The sequence below is a fragment of the Flavobacterium oreochromis genome (assembly GCF_019565455.1).
Classification (GTDB): Bacteria; Bacteroidota; Bacteroidia; order Flavobacteriales; family Flavobacteriaceae; genus Flavobacterium; species Flavobacterium oreochromis.
Genome location: NZ_CP067377.1, coordinates 2141936 through 2157637, shown reverse-complemented (window position 1 = coordinate 2157637; position 15702 = coordinate 2141936). Strand labels below are relative to the sequence as shown.

Genomic DNA, 15702 nt, shown 5'->3' with positions numbered 1-15702 from the left:
AATGAAAAAAGCAGACTACTTAGAAATAAACAAGAAAACTTGGAACGAAAAAACCATTGTACACATCAACTCTGATTTTTACGACAATAATGCTTTTTTAAAAGGTAAATCAACATTAAATAATATTGAATTAAATCTATTAGGTAATATTCAAAATAAAAACATTTTACATTTACAGTGTCATTTCGGACAAGATTCAATGTCTTTACAACGTATGGGAGCACAAGTAACAGGTATTGATTTATCCGATAAAGCAATCGAAACTGCTCAAAAATTAAATACTCAATTAGGACTAAATACTCAATTCATTTGTTGCGATGTTTATGATACTCCTAATCATATAAAGAAAAAATTTGATTTAGTTTTTACTAGTTACGGAACCATTGGCTGGTTACCAGATTTAGATAAGTGGGCAAATATTATAGCCCATTTATTAAAACCTAATGGTAAATTAGTTTTTGTAGAATTCCACCCATTTGTCTGGATGTTTGACAATGATTTTAAAAAAATAATTTATAATTATTTTAATGTAGAAACTATTATAGAAGAAGAAAAAGGAACCTATGGAAATCGTAATTCAAATATAGAAACTAAAACTATATCATGGAACCATCCAACCTCAGAGGTTTTAAATTCACTAATCAAAAATGGTTTTCAAATTAATTCTTTTGAGGAATATGACTACTCCCCTTATAACTGCTTTAATCAAACAGAAGAATTTGAAAAAGGTAAGTTCAGAATTAAACATTTAGAAAATAAAATTCCTATGGTATTCAGTTTAACTGCTACCAAAATATAACTCAAAAAAACGATACTAAAAAATGAAAAACATCTTTATACCATCCGACAATGAAGAATTAATATGTCGAATTGAAAAATTAACCCCTGAAAGTGAAGCTTTATGGGGTAACATGAGTGTTGATCAAATGATGAAACATTGTATTGCTCCAATAGATGTTGCTACTGGCGATTTAGTCTTAAAAATACCTTTTATAATGCAATTATTTGGACGAATAATTAAAAAAAAGGTATTAAATAATGAATTTAAACACAATAGCCCTACGGCTCCTCAATTTATTTTTAAAGAAAAATACGATTTTGAAAAAACAAAATCCGAATTGATTAAAAAAACACGAAAATTTCAAGACGGAATCCAGATTATCAAACTCAATACTCATCCTTTTTGGGGCAAATTATCTAATCAGGATTGGAATAAACTTCAATGGAATCATTTAGATCATCATTTACGACAATTTGGAGTTTAATTCAATCAGCCTCAGAATTCAGTTGGCAAATCCTTTGTGACTTTGTATCTTTGCGCCTTTGTAACTGAAGAATATGAGAATAGATATTATTACCGTTTTACCTGAATTAATGCAAAGTCCTTTTGAAGGCTCTATCATGAAAAGAGCTATACAAAAAGGGTTAGTTGAGGTTCATTTTCATAATTTAAGAGATTACACCATTGATAAGCGTCGTAGTATAGACGATTACCAATTTGGTGGTGGTGCTGGCATGGTAATGATGATAGAACCTATTGACAAGTGCATTTCAAAATTAAAAGAAGATCGTACATATGATGAAGTAATTTACATGACCCCTGATGGTGAAACTTTACGTCAACCACTAGCAAACAAAATGTCTATGTATAAAAACATTATCATTCTTTGCGGTCATTACAAAGGAGTAGATCAACGAGTACGTGATCTACACATCACAAAAGAAATTTCTATAGGTGATTATGTTTTAAGCGGAGGAGAGATTGGCGCTATTGTTTTATGTGATGCGCTTATACGTCTAATACCAGGGGTTTTAAGTGATGAAACCTCGGCTCTAACAGATAGTTTTCAAGATAACTTATTATCTCCTCCTATCTATACACGACCTGCTGAATACAAAGGAATGAAAGTTCCAGATGTTTTATTAAGCGGACACCAAGCTAATATTGACAAATGGCGCGAGGATCAAGCTTACGAACACACGAAAAACAGAAGACCTGATCTTTTAGAAGATTAATTAAAAAAATACTTTGTGGAATTAAAAGAAAAAACAGTCTTTTCCCACAAAGTATTTTTATTTACGCCCTCTAAATTCATTCATTGTATCATAAATACCAAATAAATTCTCCATAACCCATTCATATAAAGACAGAGGAAAAAGCCCCTGAGCTAAGCGAATAAACCAATATGGCATTGGCATTGCTAGCATTCGAGTCCTTTTTTCTACAGCGCAAATAATTTTTTCTGCTGTTTTTTCTGGATCTAATATAGGTAACAACTTTGAACGAACTCCATCAAACATTCCTGTATTAATATAATATGGCATGATTGTCGTAACTGAAACTTCTTTTGTTTTTTTCAATAATTCTAAACGAATACTATCACTCCAACCTACTACAGCCCATTTAGAAGCAACATAAACAGACATTTTAGGACTAGACACTAATCCTGCAGATGAGGCTATATTACATATAGCTCCAAAATTTTGCGCTAACATATCTGGTAGAAAAGCCCAAGTAGTCTGCATCAAAGCTTCTGAATTAACTAAAAGAGTCCGAGATATTTCATCAGTTGTATGATCTAAAAAATGCTTTCCTACTATAATACCAGCATTATTTATTAAAATATCGATTACACCTCTTTCTTGCTTTACTCTATTTGCTAATGCAATTAGTTCTTGCATATTAGATAAATCAACCGTATAAACTTTTATTTTTGATTCAAAAAAAACAAAATCTTGTTTTAGTTCTTCTAATCCTTTTGCATTTATATCCCAAACAATTAATTCAGACGCGCCTCGTTCTAAAGCTTTCCGAACCATTATTTTTCCTATTCCCGAAGCTCCTCCTGTAATAAGTACTTTTTTATCTTTAAATGATATTTTGAGCATAACTTTTTTTATTTAAAATTATAAAAAGAACCATACTATTACACATCAATTTTTTTTTAACTTAAAACAGGAGCTTATCACAATTAAAGATTTAGGCAAACTGTTTTTTTATTTCAGAACATATATTTCTTTACAAATCTTAACATAAATTTAAGATTAATACAGGTATTTTTCAAGCCATCAATTGACAAAATATTAATTTAATAGCTAAAAAATAGAAGAGAAATATATTTTTACTTTAAATAGTTTTTTGCTTTTCCAACAAATAGCATAACAAAAAACTATTTAAAGCGATATAAAGAATATCACAACATTTTAAAAAACTCTATACCATTTATCTATACCCAAAGCAAAACCTACAGAGGTAGTTGCTGGTAAATTAAGAACGGAAGCCAAATTTGTATTTGTGGTACCTATTACTACATTATAAGTTGATCCTCTATGAATAACGACTACATCTCCATATTTATGACCTGCTGCAATAGCATTAGCAACTGTTGGGAGTATAAAATCAGGCAAAGTAGTATTCAACTGAGCATTACCACTCCAATTACCATCATACTCCTCATAAGTAGTTAAATCAGCAGGCAAAGTATACGGAAAAACACCTGTACAAGAGCAAGTGCTTGGAGAATATCTTTTTTCATTTACTTTTGTAACAACATCTCCATTATTATCTACTGCTAGAACTTTTGTTCCATCACCGGTTGTAGCTGTTGCTGCAACATTAGCTTTTTGTTGTGTTAAACGAATTGATGGAGTCGCCAAAGCTCCTGAATTAATTTCTAATTTTCTTGAAGGAGCATTCGATCCAATCCCTACATTTCCAGCATTAGTAACTCGCATTCTCTCACTAAAGAAAGGAGAAGCAGCAATACCTGTAGAAAAGATTATAGATTTAGTATTATTTGCATTGGCAATATACATATCTTGACCACTACCTATATAAGACACATCATTTGCCCCACCTATATTATAAGTTGAAGGAAAATTAAAATTAGAATTATTAATTCCCATCCAAGCAAAACCAGTAGTAGCCGTACCATTATTAGCAGTAGCTGAATAACCACTTTGGGCCTGAGTACCTGTACTGGTATTTTGTACGTTCATTTGAAAAAAATCATTAATACTTCCTGTAACGTTTACAGCTGTTTGAGCAGTAGTAATTCCTGTTGCAATATCCAGTTTAGATGCAGGAGAAGAGGTGCCTAAACCTAGATTCCCATTATTTAATAATCGCATTTGCTCTGTATAAGCATTTGACAAATAAGTACCCGAAGCAGTTGAATTTGTTCTAAAAGCAAGACCTGTTTCAACACCTGCAGCGTTAATATAACCAGTACTACCATCATGAGATATTGACACAGCATCCCAATCAGCTAAAGCCCTCACTGATATTCCACTGATTGCTGAAGCACCGTTATTAACTTGAAATTTACCTAAAGGAGTATTCGAACCAATCCCAACGTTGCCTGCATTGGTTACTCTGATTCTTTCCGAATTATTAGTACGTGTAACAAAATCAGTATTATCTGTTGTACCTATAAAATTGGTAGCAGCAGAAGTTCCTGCATTTCCTGTTAACGACCATTGAGAAGGACTTGAACTCGACTGACTTGTTAGTAACAACCAATTAGAACCATTCCAATAATAATAACCTGGTACAACATTATTAGGAGCCACTCCTGATATTGCTGTATTATATACAATAGTACCTGCTATAGGAACCCCTCCTCCTTGAGGATTAACTACTGGAGTTGATGTATCTGAAGCTGTTAAAGCAACTTGAGGAGGAAGAAAACCATTTGTTGAAGAACTTATTTCTAATGCGCCTCTAGGCGCGTCTGTTCCAATCCCTACCTGACTAAAACCAAAGGAGGAAGTGAATAAAAAAAACAATGTTTTAAGTAACTTAGGAGACATACGATTTTATTTTTACTGTTTTCTTTAAAAATACCCTTAAAAATTACGAATATACAAATTATAAACAACATCTAAAATCATTTAGATTTATTTATAAACAAAATATTAAAAACACTTCAAAAAAATCTAAAAACCAGAAATTTACAAATGTAAACCACCATCTCTTTTTCTATTCACTTCTTTATTAAATTTTAACAAGTAGATTCTTTTGTTTTTCCAAAATCTCCTTAAAATATTTTTTTAAGTTACATCTTCTTTTAATTCATAATCATAACATCAAAATAGAATTGACCCGCCCAACACGATACAGCACCATTTCCTAGCGTATCATTTCTTGTAACATTAACCGTAATAGATGATTGCGATTTAGCAGCATAATTTAAAGAGAATGTATCTGGATACCCACTGTTATTAAGTGCATTAAATATTATCCCTTTAGGAACAAAGGGCAATTGAGGTGAAAAATTATATCTAACTTGCAATCTTTCTGCTGTTATTGGGAAACTTGCACTAGAAGTTTGCTTAGACAATACAGTCCAACTTACAGTAGTAGACACACCACTTATAGTTGTAATAAACGAACCTGTCGACCCTACAGATACATTAGCACATATAGGTATAACCATATCTTGAAATGCCGAAATAGATGGTAAACCACTTGCCTGCCAACTAGCATTACCGTTTGCGTCAGAAACTAATATTTTTCCAGCTCCTTGACTACCATCAACAATTCTTAATGCAGGTGAAGAGGCACTATTAATATGTAATTTTGTAGTAGGATTATTAGTTCCTACCCCTACATTCCCTGCATTTGTAATACGCATTCTTTCATTAAAGAAAGGAGAAGTAGCAGTACCTGTAGAAAAGATTATAGATTTAGAATTATTTGCATTGGCAATATACATATCTTGACCACTACCCATATAAGACACATCATTTGCCCCACCTATATTATAAGTTGAAGGAAAATTAAAATTAGAATTATTAATTCCCATCCAAGCAAAACCAGTAGTAGCCGTACCATTATTAGCTGTAGCCGAATAACCACTTTGAGCTTGAGTACCTGTACTGGTATTTTGTACGTTCATTTGAAAAAAACCATTAATACTTCCTGTAACATTCACAGCTGTTTGAGCAGTAGTAATTCCTGCAGCAACATCCAGTTTAGATGCAGGAGAGGAAGTTCCTATTCCTAATTTTCCATCCACAGACATTGTAACATATTCATTTCCATTAGACCCAAAAACTAATCTACCTCCACTTCTATTATCTAAATATGATTTAACTCCTGATCCAAAAATAGAATTAGCACCATCAACCCCTAAATATACATTCCCAGCACCATTAGCTCCAATTTGTATATCTTGCCTAGAAGCAGCTCCATCATTAAAAAATCGAGACCTAGTTAATGCTGAAGGCACATTATCAACCACATCAAGTCTTCCTATTGGAGCAACTGTACCAATTCCTACATAAGTCCCTGATGTTCTAAAAACCTCATTAAAACCTCCGTTATAAAAAATATGATTCAAGGCTCTATATTTTAAATCTTTCCAAGCAGATCCTGGCTTTAAAGATGAAATAAAACCATATTCACTCCCAGCCGTTGCAGTATTAAAACCTAACCCTAATCCATTTCCTGTACTTCCTGTTTCTCCAAAAACAACATGAGAAGAATCCCAAACACCTGGATTTCCATCAGAACCTACAGCCAAAACATGCATCTTTCCAGATGGAGCACTAATTCCTACCCCTACATTACCAGTTCCTGTCACCCTCACTCTTTCTACACTATTCGTACGTGTTACAAAATCAGTATTATCGGTCGTACCTATAAAGTTAGTAGCGGCAGAAGTTCCTGTATTTCCTGTTAACGACCATTGAGAAGGACTTGAACTCGACTGACTTGTTAGTAACAACCAGTTAGAACCATTCCAATAATAATAACCTGGTACAACATTATTAGGAGTCACTCCAGATATTGCTGTATTATATACAATAGTACCTGCTATAGGAACTCCACCTCCTTGAGGATTAACCACTGGAGCTGATACATTTGAAGCTGTTAGAGCAACTTGAGGAGGAAGAAAACCATTGGTTGAAGAATTTATTTCTAATGCACCTCTAGGCGCATCCGTTCCAATGCCTACCTGACTAAAACAAGGCAAAGAAATAAATAAAATAAATACTGTTTTAAGTAATTTTGTATACATATTTGATTCCTTTAATGTTTTGCAAAAATACTCCTTTTAAACTTATAAAATACACTTTTTTTTGGAATATTAAAACACATATTCATTTATTTATCAACAATATACAAAAAAACAGCTTAACAAATTATAAAAGCAAAACAATACATAAAGAATTTTCTTAATTCTTTTTTTCAGGAATTAACACTTTATCAAAACTATATAGAACTCAAACATCCAAGCCATTACATAAATAAATTGAAAATAAATTCTTTATAAATTGAATTGCCTTTTTAAAACTTAATAAGTATCTTTGCCGACTAATTTGACCAACCTCTGGCGAAAATCGTGTATGTTGCTCAGAATTTAACTTATAATTTTTATAAAAATGTCAAGTTTATTAGATTTCGTAAACAACGAATTAGTTGCAAAAAAGATTTCCCTTCATTCAAAGCGGGTGATACTATCACTGTTTACTATGAAATTAAAGAGGGTGAAAAAACAAGAACTCAGTTCTTCAAAGGAGTAGTTATCCAAAGAAGAGGTACTGGTGCAACTGAGACTTTTACAATCCGTAAAATGTCAGGAGCTGTAGGTGTAGAGCGTATCTTCCCTATTAACATGCCAGCTTTACAAAAAATCGAAGTTAACCAAAAAGGTAAAGTTCGTAGAGCTCGTATCTTCTACTTCAGAAACCTTACTGGTAAGAAAGCTAAAATCAAAGAAAGCCGTAAATAATCTTTCTTTAAACAATAGAAAAGCTCCGAATTCGGGGCTTTTTTATTACCCTAAACACCTTTTTCCTCTTTTTAAAATTCTTCAAAAATAATAACCTATCAAAATTTGAAGGCTATTTTTTTAAAATCACATTCCAGATTATCTCTAATTTTTAGATTCATAAAAATCAATCTAGAAATACATTTAAAAAACAGACTTCAGACTGATTTGTTTATATTTGTGATCAAAATAAAACATACCGTATAATGTCAAACAAATCAACGATTCACTACACTTTAACGGATGAAGCTCCTATGCTAGCTACCCATTCGTTTTTACCTATAGTTCAAGCTTTTACAAAAACTGCTAATATTGACATTCAAATTAGAGATATTTCATTAGCAGGACGTATTTTATCTAATTTTCCTGAATTCTTAAAAGAAGAACAACGCATTGCCGATGCTTTGACCGAATTAGGACAATTAGCTACTACACCAGAAGCTAACATTATCAAATTACCTAACATTTCTGCTTCTATCGTACAATTAAAAGAAGCGATTGCAGAATTACAAGCACACGGTTTTGCAATACCTAACTACCCTGAAGAACCACAAAACGACGAAGAAAAAAACATCAAAGCTAAATATGCAAAAGTTTTAGGGTCGGCTGTAAACCCAGTATTACGCGAAGGAAACTCGGATCGCCGTGCTCCTAAAGCGGTAAAAAATTATGCTAAAGCAAACCCACACCGTATGGGTGTATGGGCAAAAGACAGCAAAACATCGGTAGCACATATGAATGCGGGTGATTTTTATGGTACAGAAACTTCTACAACCGTAGCAAACGATGGCAAATTCAGAATTGTTTTCACAGCAAACGACGGTACTTCAAAAGTATTAAAAGACTTCGCAGCTCTAAAAGCAGGTGAAATAATTGACTCATCCGTTATGAATTTAGCGGCTTTAAAAGCTTTTACTAAAGAAGCTATTGCACAAGCTAAAGAAAAAAATGTATTACTTTCTGCACACCTAAAAGCAACCATGATGAAGGTTTCTGACCCTATCATTTTTGGTGCTATTGTAGAAACTTATTTTGCAGAAGTTTTTGCAACCTATGCTGATACATTCAAATCATTAGATATTAATCCTAACAACGGATTACAAGATTTATACGCAAAAATTGCTGGTCACGCACAAGAAGCTGAAATTAAAGGAGCTATTGAAACGGCTTTAACCAATGGTCCACGTGTGGCAATGGTAAATTCAGACAAAGGAATTACTAACTTCCACGTTTCTTCTGATGTGATTGTAGATGCTTCTATGGCTGCCTTAGCTCGTAGTGGTGGTAAAATGTGGAATACCGAAGGAAAAGAAGAAGACACCGTTTGTATTATCCCAGACCGTACGTATGCTGGTTTTTATCAAGCTGTAGTAGACGATATGATTGCCAATGGTGCTTTAGACCCTAAAACTATGGGCACCGTGCCTAACGTAGGTTTAATGGCACAAAAAGCGGAAGAATATGGTTCACATGATAAAACATTCCAAGTGGATGCTGCCGGAACGGTAACCGTTGAAGACGAAAACGGAACCGTTTTATTATCGCAAAAAGTAGAAGCTGGCGATATCTTTAGAATGTGTCAAACCAAAGACGCTCCTATTCAAGACTGGGTAAAACTAGCCGTGACTAGAGCGCGTTTATCAGACACTCCTGCTATCTTCTGGTTGGATAAAGGTCGTGCACACGATAGCCAAATGATCCAGAAAGTGGAAAAATATTTACAAGACCACGACACTACGGGTCTTGATATCCGTATCATGGATGTAAAAGATGCGATGGCTGAAACCTTGAGAAGAATCCGTGAAGGAAAAGATACCATTTCAGTATCAGGAAACGTATTGCGTGACTATTTAACCGATTTATTCCCTATTTTAGAATTAGGAACTTCGGCAAAAATGTTATCTATCGTTCCGTTAATGAATGGAGGTGGTTTGTTTGAAACAGGTGCTGGAGGTTCTGCTCCTAAACACGTAGAACAATTTGTAGAAGAAGGCTATTTACGTTGGGATTCATTAGGTGAATTCTTAGCACTACAAGCATCATTAGAGCATTTAGCACAAACGCAAAACAATGCAAAAGCACAAGTTTTAGCTGACACCTTAGACGAAGCCAATGCTTTATTCTTAGCAAACGACAAATCGCCAGCGCGTAAAGTAGGCGAAATTGACAACCGTGGATCACATTTCTATTTAGCGTTATATTGGGCACAAGCTTTAGCTAACCAAACCAAAGACGCTGACTTACAAGCAACTTTTGCACCAATTGCAGCGGAAATGACGACTAACGAAGCGAAGATTGACGCTGAATTAATTGCGGCTCAAGGAAAAGCACAAGAAATTGCGGGTTACTACCAACCTTCATTTGAATTGACTGACAAAGCTATGCGTCCAAGCGAAACTTTGAATACTATTTTAGGTAAGTTGTAATACAACTTCATTAGATAATATAAAGGCTGTCGAAAGACGGCCTTTGTTTTTTATATTTGATAAATAATTAGTTTTTTACGGAAAACTGCACTACTATTTATATTAGAATTTTTATATTAGTGGAATAAACAAACTGGGATTTAGAGTAGGAAATATTGTTTGATTTTGAAAAGCATAATCTAAAATTAAAATCAAAAAAATATACAAACTCTAAATAAAACTAAAACTTTTCTATTAAAACAGATGAAAGTACTCAACCAATACATAACCTTTCTAAAAGAATATAAAAAACTGCTCGAAAGAGGAGTGAAAGACGTTCTAAATTCAACTGTTTCTAGCAACTTTATTTGGATTGATGAAATAGAACACTTCGTTAAATCAGGAATATGTGAATCAACTCTTATTGATGTTTTTTCTCCAAAATTCAAAAAACAACATCTAATTTTCTCTTTACAAAAACCGTATAAACCAAATATACAAATCCCGAATAGATTCTTAGAAATTATTGAGTTTGACGAAGCTAAAAACAAGTTTGAGAGTATTAACGGAGACGAAGAAGAACTTGTTAGTTTTCAAAATTCGACAGAAGGAAAAGTTGAAATAGAGAAATTAAAAAAGTTTAAAAAAAACAAAGAAACTTATTCAAAGCTATACCGAGCTTATAACGATATTAAAAATGATTCAAACTTAGAAATCGTTTTGAGTGTTGGTTTCATACAATATTCCAAATTAAACAACAATGGAAACTTATCAAAAACTAATCAACATTTATTTCATTTCCCTTTAGCATTAGATATTGATTCAAACAATATTGTAAAAATTTCATTTTCTGATTTAGAAAATCCTTATGCAGATTTTTTCTTTCTCAATAATACTCCAATTGAGAAAGAAGTATTATCAAATATCATTGATAGATTTGAAAAGAAAATTACTGAACTTGGCTATGAGTATATTTTTGAAAGCGAGTTTAAAGATTTAATTGCAAAATCTATTCAGAAAATTTCGAATAATTCAGAATTTGACAATTCAATTTACAGACCAGAAAGCGACCATTTCAGAGAAGATTATTTTAAGGTGCTATTTTCTCCTGCAATAAATATTAAACAACGAAAGCCACGTTTTTTTGAGAAATTAACGGATTCAATTATTAAATACAATGATGAAAATGAAATAGAAGCAAAACTATTTAATCTGTTAGTTAGAAACCCTGAATCATCAGGAAACAATTCTTATACAAAACCTAACTATTTTAAAGACGAACTATTTGAAACTCATAAATCCAAAGCTAAAAATTTAAATGGCGATGACGACTTTTCTGTGTTTTTCCCTCTTCCGTATAACAAGGAACAAAAACAGATTTATGAAAATTATTTAAAAAACAGATTAACTGTTGTAACAGGACCTCCTGGAACTGGAAAATCTCATACGATTGTAAATATACTTTGTTCCTTGTTAGCACAAGGGAAAAGAGTTTTAGTTACAGCACAAACTGATAAGGCTTTAGAATCATTATTAGATAAAATTCCTGAAACTTTTGATGATTTGATTTTCACAAAAATTCAATTAGAAACCAATCCAAATCGGTTTTCTTTAGAAAAAAGTATTGGCAATATTTCAAAAATTTTGTCCGACAACTTTTATCTAAATGTTGAAGCAAAAATTGAAGAGTTAGACAATTTAAAAGCTGAATATGTAAAATTAAAATCCGAAATTATTCGAGCCCTTGAAAAAGAATACACTGAATTTCGAATTAATGATTCTTTTCAAAATTTAAGAGCTTATCAAATTGTTGAAAAATTTGAATCGAAAGAATCAGAAGAATGGAATTGGATTCAAGATGAATTATCAAATGAAGCTATATTAAATTTTGAAATTATTAAAAATGAGATTTTAAAATACAAACAATTAATTGGAACAGAAATCCGATACAATAATGCTATCAATATTGATATTTCATCAATATTGAAAAACTTAGAAAGTTTTGATTTTAAAAACTTCCAATCTATTCAAGAGCAATACATCAAGCAATTAAATTATTTGGGATTAAATGAGTATTCCAAAGATAAGGTATTAAACATTCAGTTAGAAAATATCGCAAAAGTTGCAAATGAATTTTCTAACTCGGATATCGTTCTCAAAAACATTAAGGAATTAGAGAATCTACAGAAACAATTAAACAATAAGGTTTTTCAAGAAAGTGTTACGATAAATAAATCTTTTAGTAACCTTACTGAAAATGGAACAAAGTATCTTTTAGACATAGAAACTTACCTATCGTTTGCTGAAAATGGGAAAGCAGGATTTTTTACAAAACTCGCCAATTCTAATTTTAAACAAGTTTCATATTTAGAACAATTTACTGTAAATGGTAAAAAGTGTAATAACAAAACTGAAATATTACAATTAAAATCGGCAATTGAAAACCTCATTATTATCAACAAAAATTTCACGTTGTTGAAACAAAATGGTTTTTCGTTCTCTTATGACGATAACTCCAATCTCTATGAAAAAAGCATCGTTTTAAAGGAGGTTTTGAAAAAGATAGAAACAAACAAGGAAGTTGTTTCTAAAATTCAATTCAATGCAGATTTTATAAATCTTTCAGAATACACTAAAATCAATTTATTTGATATAGATAATTTATCAAGGAAAGCAATAGTATTAAAAGACAATATTGATAAATTAGGGAAGATAAATGGTCAATTAATCGAGAACCTTCAAATATTAAAAAACATTGATTCAATAATTGAGCAATCTTCATTAAAGAATGAATTTTCGAAGTTTTTACCTGTTGAAAACATTGGAGAAGCACAAGATTTTGAACTTTTAAAGAGCAGATTTTTAGAAATCGGAAAACAAATTGAGTTAGAACAAACATTTCTCAACTTAAAAAAGTATTTGAGAGACTTACTTCCGAATACTTTTGATTCTCTTGAAAGTATTCCTAATCATTATATTTCAAAAGAAAATTTTGAATACGCTTCTGCTAATAGGTTCATTAAAGAAAATGAATTTATTGATTTACAAGAATGCAAAGAAGAATTATCATTTATCAACCAAAAAATATTTCAAGTTAAATGTGACATCTTATTTGACCTAGCAAAGTCAAACTTTAAAAGCAAGTTTCAAGAAGATGAACTTAATTACTTTATTAACCTTTTAAGACAATACAAAATAACTTTAGAGCAAGGAAATAGAAATATTAGAAATAATACAAGATTTCAAATTTTAGCTCGTCAACATAGTATTGCTATTAGTAAAAAATTGTCTTGTTGGGTAATGAAGTTTAACGATGTCTTAAACTCTGTAGGTGAAGAACCTGAAATTTTTGACTGCATAATCGTTGACGAAGCAAGCCAATTAGATTTTAATAGTCTTATACTAGGATATTATGCTAAAAATATGATTATTGTTGGTGATGACAAGCAGACTTCACCAAGCAGTTTAACTGGAGCAAATAGTGATGATTTTGATTCAATAAAAAATAAATATTTAGATTATTTAGGTCAAAATGTTGTCTTTATAAGAAGTGATTTAAGTTTATTTAGTCTTGCTGGAATGATTGCAGGAACTGCTAACCTTGAATTAAAAGAACATTTTAGATGTGTTCCTGAGCTAATTGAATTTTCAAAAAAAGAATTTTATAATAATTCATTGCGTCCCCTTAAACAAATAAACTCGAATAGACTTAATCCTAAAGAAACTGTTTTTGTGAAAGATGCATTTACAGAAGACCAAATTGTTTACAAAGAAATTGAAGAAATTAAAAAATTTCTTCAAAGAATTCTAAAGGACGAGCAATATGCAAAGAAATCTATTGGTGTAGTTAGTTTAGGATTAGCAAAACATACTGAAAAACTAAAGGATATAAAAGAAGATTTAGCCAATGAATTTGGAAAAGATAAGATAGATAAGCACAAAATTATTATTGAAGATTCTCCAAAATTTCAAGGAGATGAAAGAGACGTTATGATTGTTTCTCTTGGAGTTGCATTAGATTTTCAGAAATTGAAAGAAAATCAAAATGCTAAACCCAGAGCAATTATAAGTAGCCAAGATGAATTTAAAAAAATCAATGTAGCTTTAAGTCGGGCAAAAGAACAAATGATTTTATTTCATTCTGTTGAGCATAGCGATTTACAAACAACTGATTTTAGAAATAAAATTTTGAGTTTCTTCAAAGATGAAGCAAAACCCGTTTCTCAACTACAAATTGATAACAACAATATAGAAAGATTCCGACACAATGTGCCTGAACCTTTTGACAGTTGGTTTGAATGTGATATTGCTAAAGCACTTATAGAAAATGGATATAGTTATATTCAACCGCAATACAATGTAAAAGAAGCAGAACTTTTTTATAATCATAAACTTGGAAAACAAGTTTATATCAACTTTAAAATTGATTTAGTTGTTCACAATAACGGAAAAATGATTGCGATAGAATGTGACGGCGACCCTTTTCATTCGCTTCCAGAAGATGTAGCTTATGATATTGAAAGACAAGAGTTTTTAGAACGTGTTGGTTGGAAAGTATATAGAGTACTTTATTCAGCATTTAAAAGAAATCAGCAAGAAGAAATACAAAAAATTATTGATTTTATTGAAAAAAACACTAAGAAGGAATACAAAACAATTATTGACACAACAATTAAACCTGATGTTGAAATTGAATTTGAGAAACAGGAAGAAATATCTAAATATGTTTTGCCGGAACATAAATCATACATTGACATTTTAGAGGAAAATAGTGAAATATCTAATTCTGTAAATCAATTAAATGACACGGTAAAAAAACATGAATCATTTATAGATCGGATTGAAAAAGATTTGGAAGAATCAAATCATACAAATCAAATCTCTAGCGATAACAAAACTCTGTGCTACTTCAATCTTTTCAGAAACAACACATACAAAATTCAAGAATTTTCAGAAGAGAATTGTTTATACTCATTAGCCATTGATGAAAAGTATAAAAATGGATTTCTTTTACAATGCTACGACAACGGACATGTAAATAAAGTTTATGTGAAATCTATTTTGAAGAAAAAAATGAACTATACTTATTCTTATGGAAAAAATCCTAATGCTAAAATATTGTGCTTAAAACTTATCGAAGAAGATACAATTATCTCTTTAAAAATTAAGCGTGGCTCAGATATCTTTTTCAAAGCACATAAGACCGAAAAAATCACTAATAGAGAAATCCTGCATTTACAAGGTTACAAAGTTCTTTATCAAGATTCTGATAGCATAGAATATAAAATTTTACCAAAAAATATTTCCCCATATATTCAAAAACTTCTATTCAACAGTTTTACAGCAGAGGGAAAATCTGTTAACAACAATTACTATGAAGAAGAATGGAAAATAATAAGTGAATATATACCAAAATTAACAGAAATAAATGACAACAATTAAAATTCAATAAACAACAAAAATCATTGACAAGTCTTATAAAAATGAAACTTTGTCGATCATTTTTGAACACATTATCT

The 15702-nt window shown here is 31.3% G+C and carries 8 protein-coding genes and 1 pseudogene; 6 read left to right on the top strand and 3 right to left on the bottom strand.

What is annotated here, in order from left to right; translation table 11 throughout:
- The first annotated feature begins 1 nt into the window (after position 1).
- The 3 genes from JJC03_RS10335 to trmD all read left to right on the top strand — a co-directional run bounded on the left by JJC03_RS10335 (position 2) and on the right by trmD (position 2016).
- Complete coding sequence (locus tag JJC03_RS10335) at positions 2 to 799, top strand: class I SAM-dependent methyltransferase (RefSeq protein WP_235873282.1); 798 nt, start codon at positions 2 to 4, stop codon at positions 797 to 799.
- Positions 800 to 821: 22 nt separating this feature from the next.
- Positions 822 to 1265 (top strand): DUF1569 domain-containing protein, encoded by a 444-nt coding sequence (locus JJC03_RS10330; RefSeq protein ID WP_088398011.1) that lies wholly within the window; start codon positions 822 to 824, stop codon positions 1263 to 1265.
- 73 nt (positions 1266 to 1338) lie between these two features.
- Positions 1339 to 2016 (top strand): tRNA (guanosine(37)-N1)-methyltransferase TrmD, encoded by a 678-nt coding sequence (gene trmD, locus JJC03_RS10325; RefSeq protein ID WP_088398010.1) that lies wholly within the window; start codon positions 1339 to 1341, stop codon positions 2014 to 2016.
- Between the two features lie 57 nt (positions 2017 to 2073).
- Here trmD and JJC03_RS10320 read toward each other — a convergent pair whose 3' ends face one another.
- The 3 genes from JJC03_RS10320 to JJC03_RS10310 all read right to left on the bottom strand — a co-directional run bounded on the left by JJC03_RS10320 (position 2074) and on the right by JJC03_RS10310 (position 7025).
- A complete protein-coding gene (locus JJC03_RS10320; RefSeq protein WP_088398009.1) occupies positions 2074 to 2889 on the bottom strand; it encodes an SDR family oxidoreductase in 816 nt (271 codons plus the stop codon).
- Positions 2890 to 3204: 315 nt separating this feature from the next.
- The gene (locus JJC03_RS10315; protein ID WP_088398008.1) at positions 3205 to 4812 is read right to left on the bottom strand and encodes a phage tail-like protein; all 1608 of its coding nucleotides are present in this window, start codon (positions 4810 to 4812) and stop codon (positions 3205 to 3207) included.
- A gap of 257 nt (positions 4813 to 5069) precedes the next feature.
- Positions 5070 to 7025, bottom strand: a complete 1956-nt coding sequence (locus JJC03_RS10310) for a phage tail-like protein (protein WP_235873280.1) — start codon at positions 7023 to 7025, stop codon at positions 5070 to 5072.
- A gap of 364 nt (positions 7026 to 7389) precedes the next feature.
- Here JJC03_RS10310 and rplS point away from each other — a divergent pair.
- The 3 genes and pseudogenes from rplS to JJC03_RS10295 all read left to right on the top strand — a co-directional run bounded on the left by rplS (position 7390) and on the right by JJC03_RS10295 (position 15625).
- A pseudogene (gene rplS / locus JJC03_RS10305) lies at positions 7390 to 7739 on the top strand (50S ribosomal protein L19).
- A gap of 245 nt (positions 7740 to 7984) precedes the next feature.
- A complete protein-coding gene (locus JJC03_RS10300; RefSeq protein WP_235873278.1) occupies positions 7985 to 10204 on the top strand; it encodes an NADP-dependent isocitrate dehydrogenase in 2220 nt (739 codons plus the stop codon).
- A 243-nt stretch (positions 10205 to 10447) separates the two neighbouring features.
- Positions 10448 to 15625, top strand: a complete 5178-nt coding sequence (locus JJC03_RS10295) for a PDDEXK-like endonuclease domain-containing protein (RefSeq protein ID WP_235873277.1) — start codon at positions 10448 to 10450, stop codon at positions 15623 to 15625.
- Positions 15626 to 15702 lie beyond the last annotated feature (77 nt).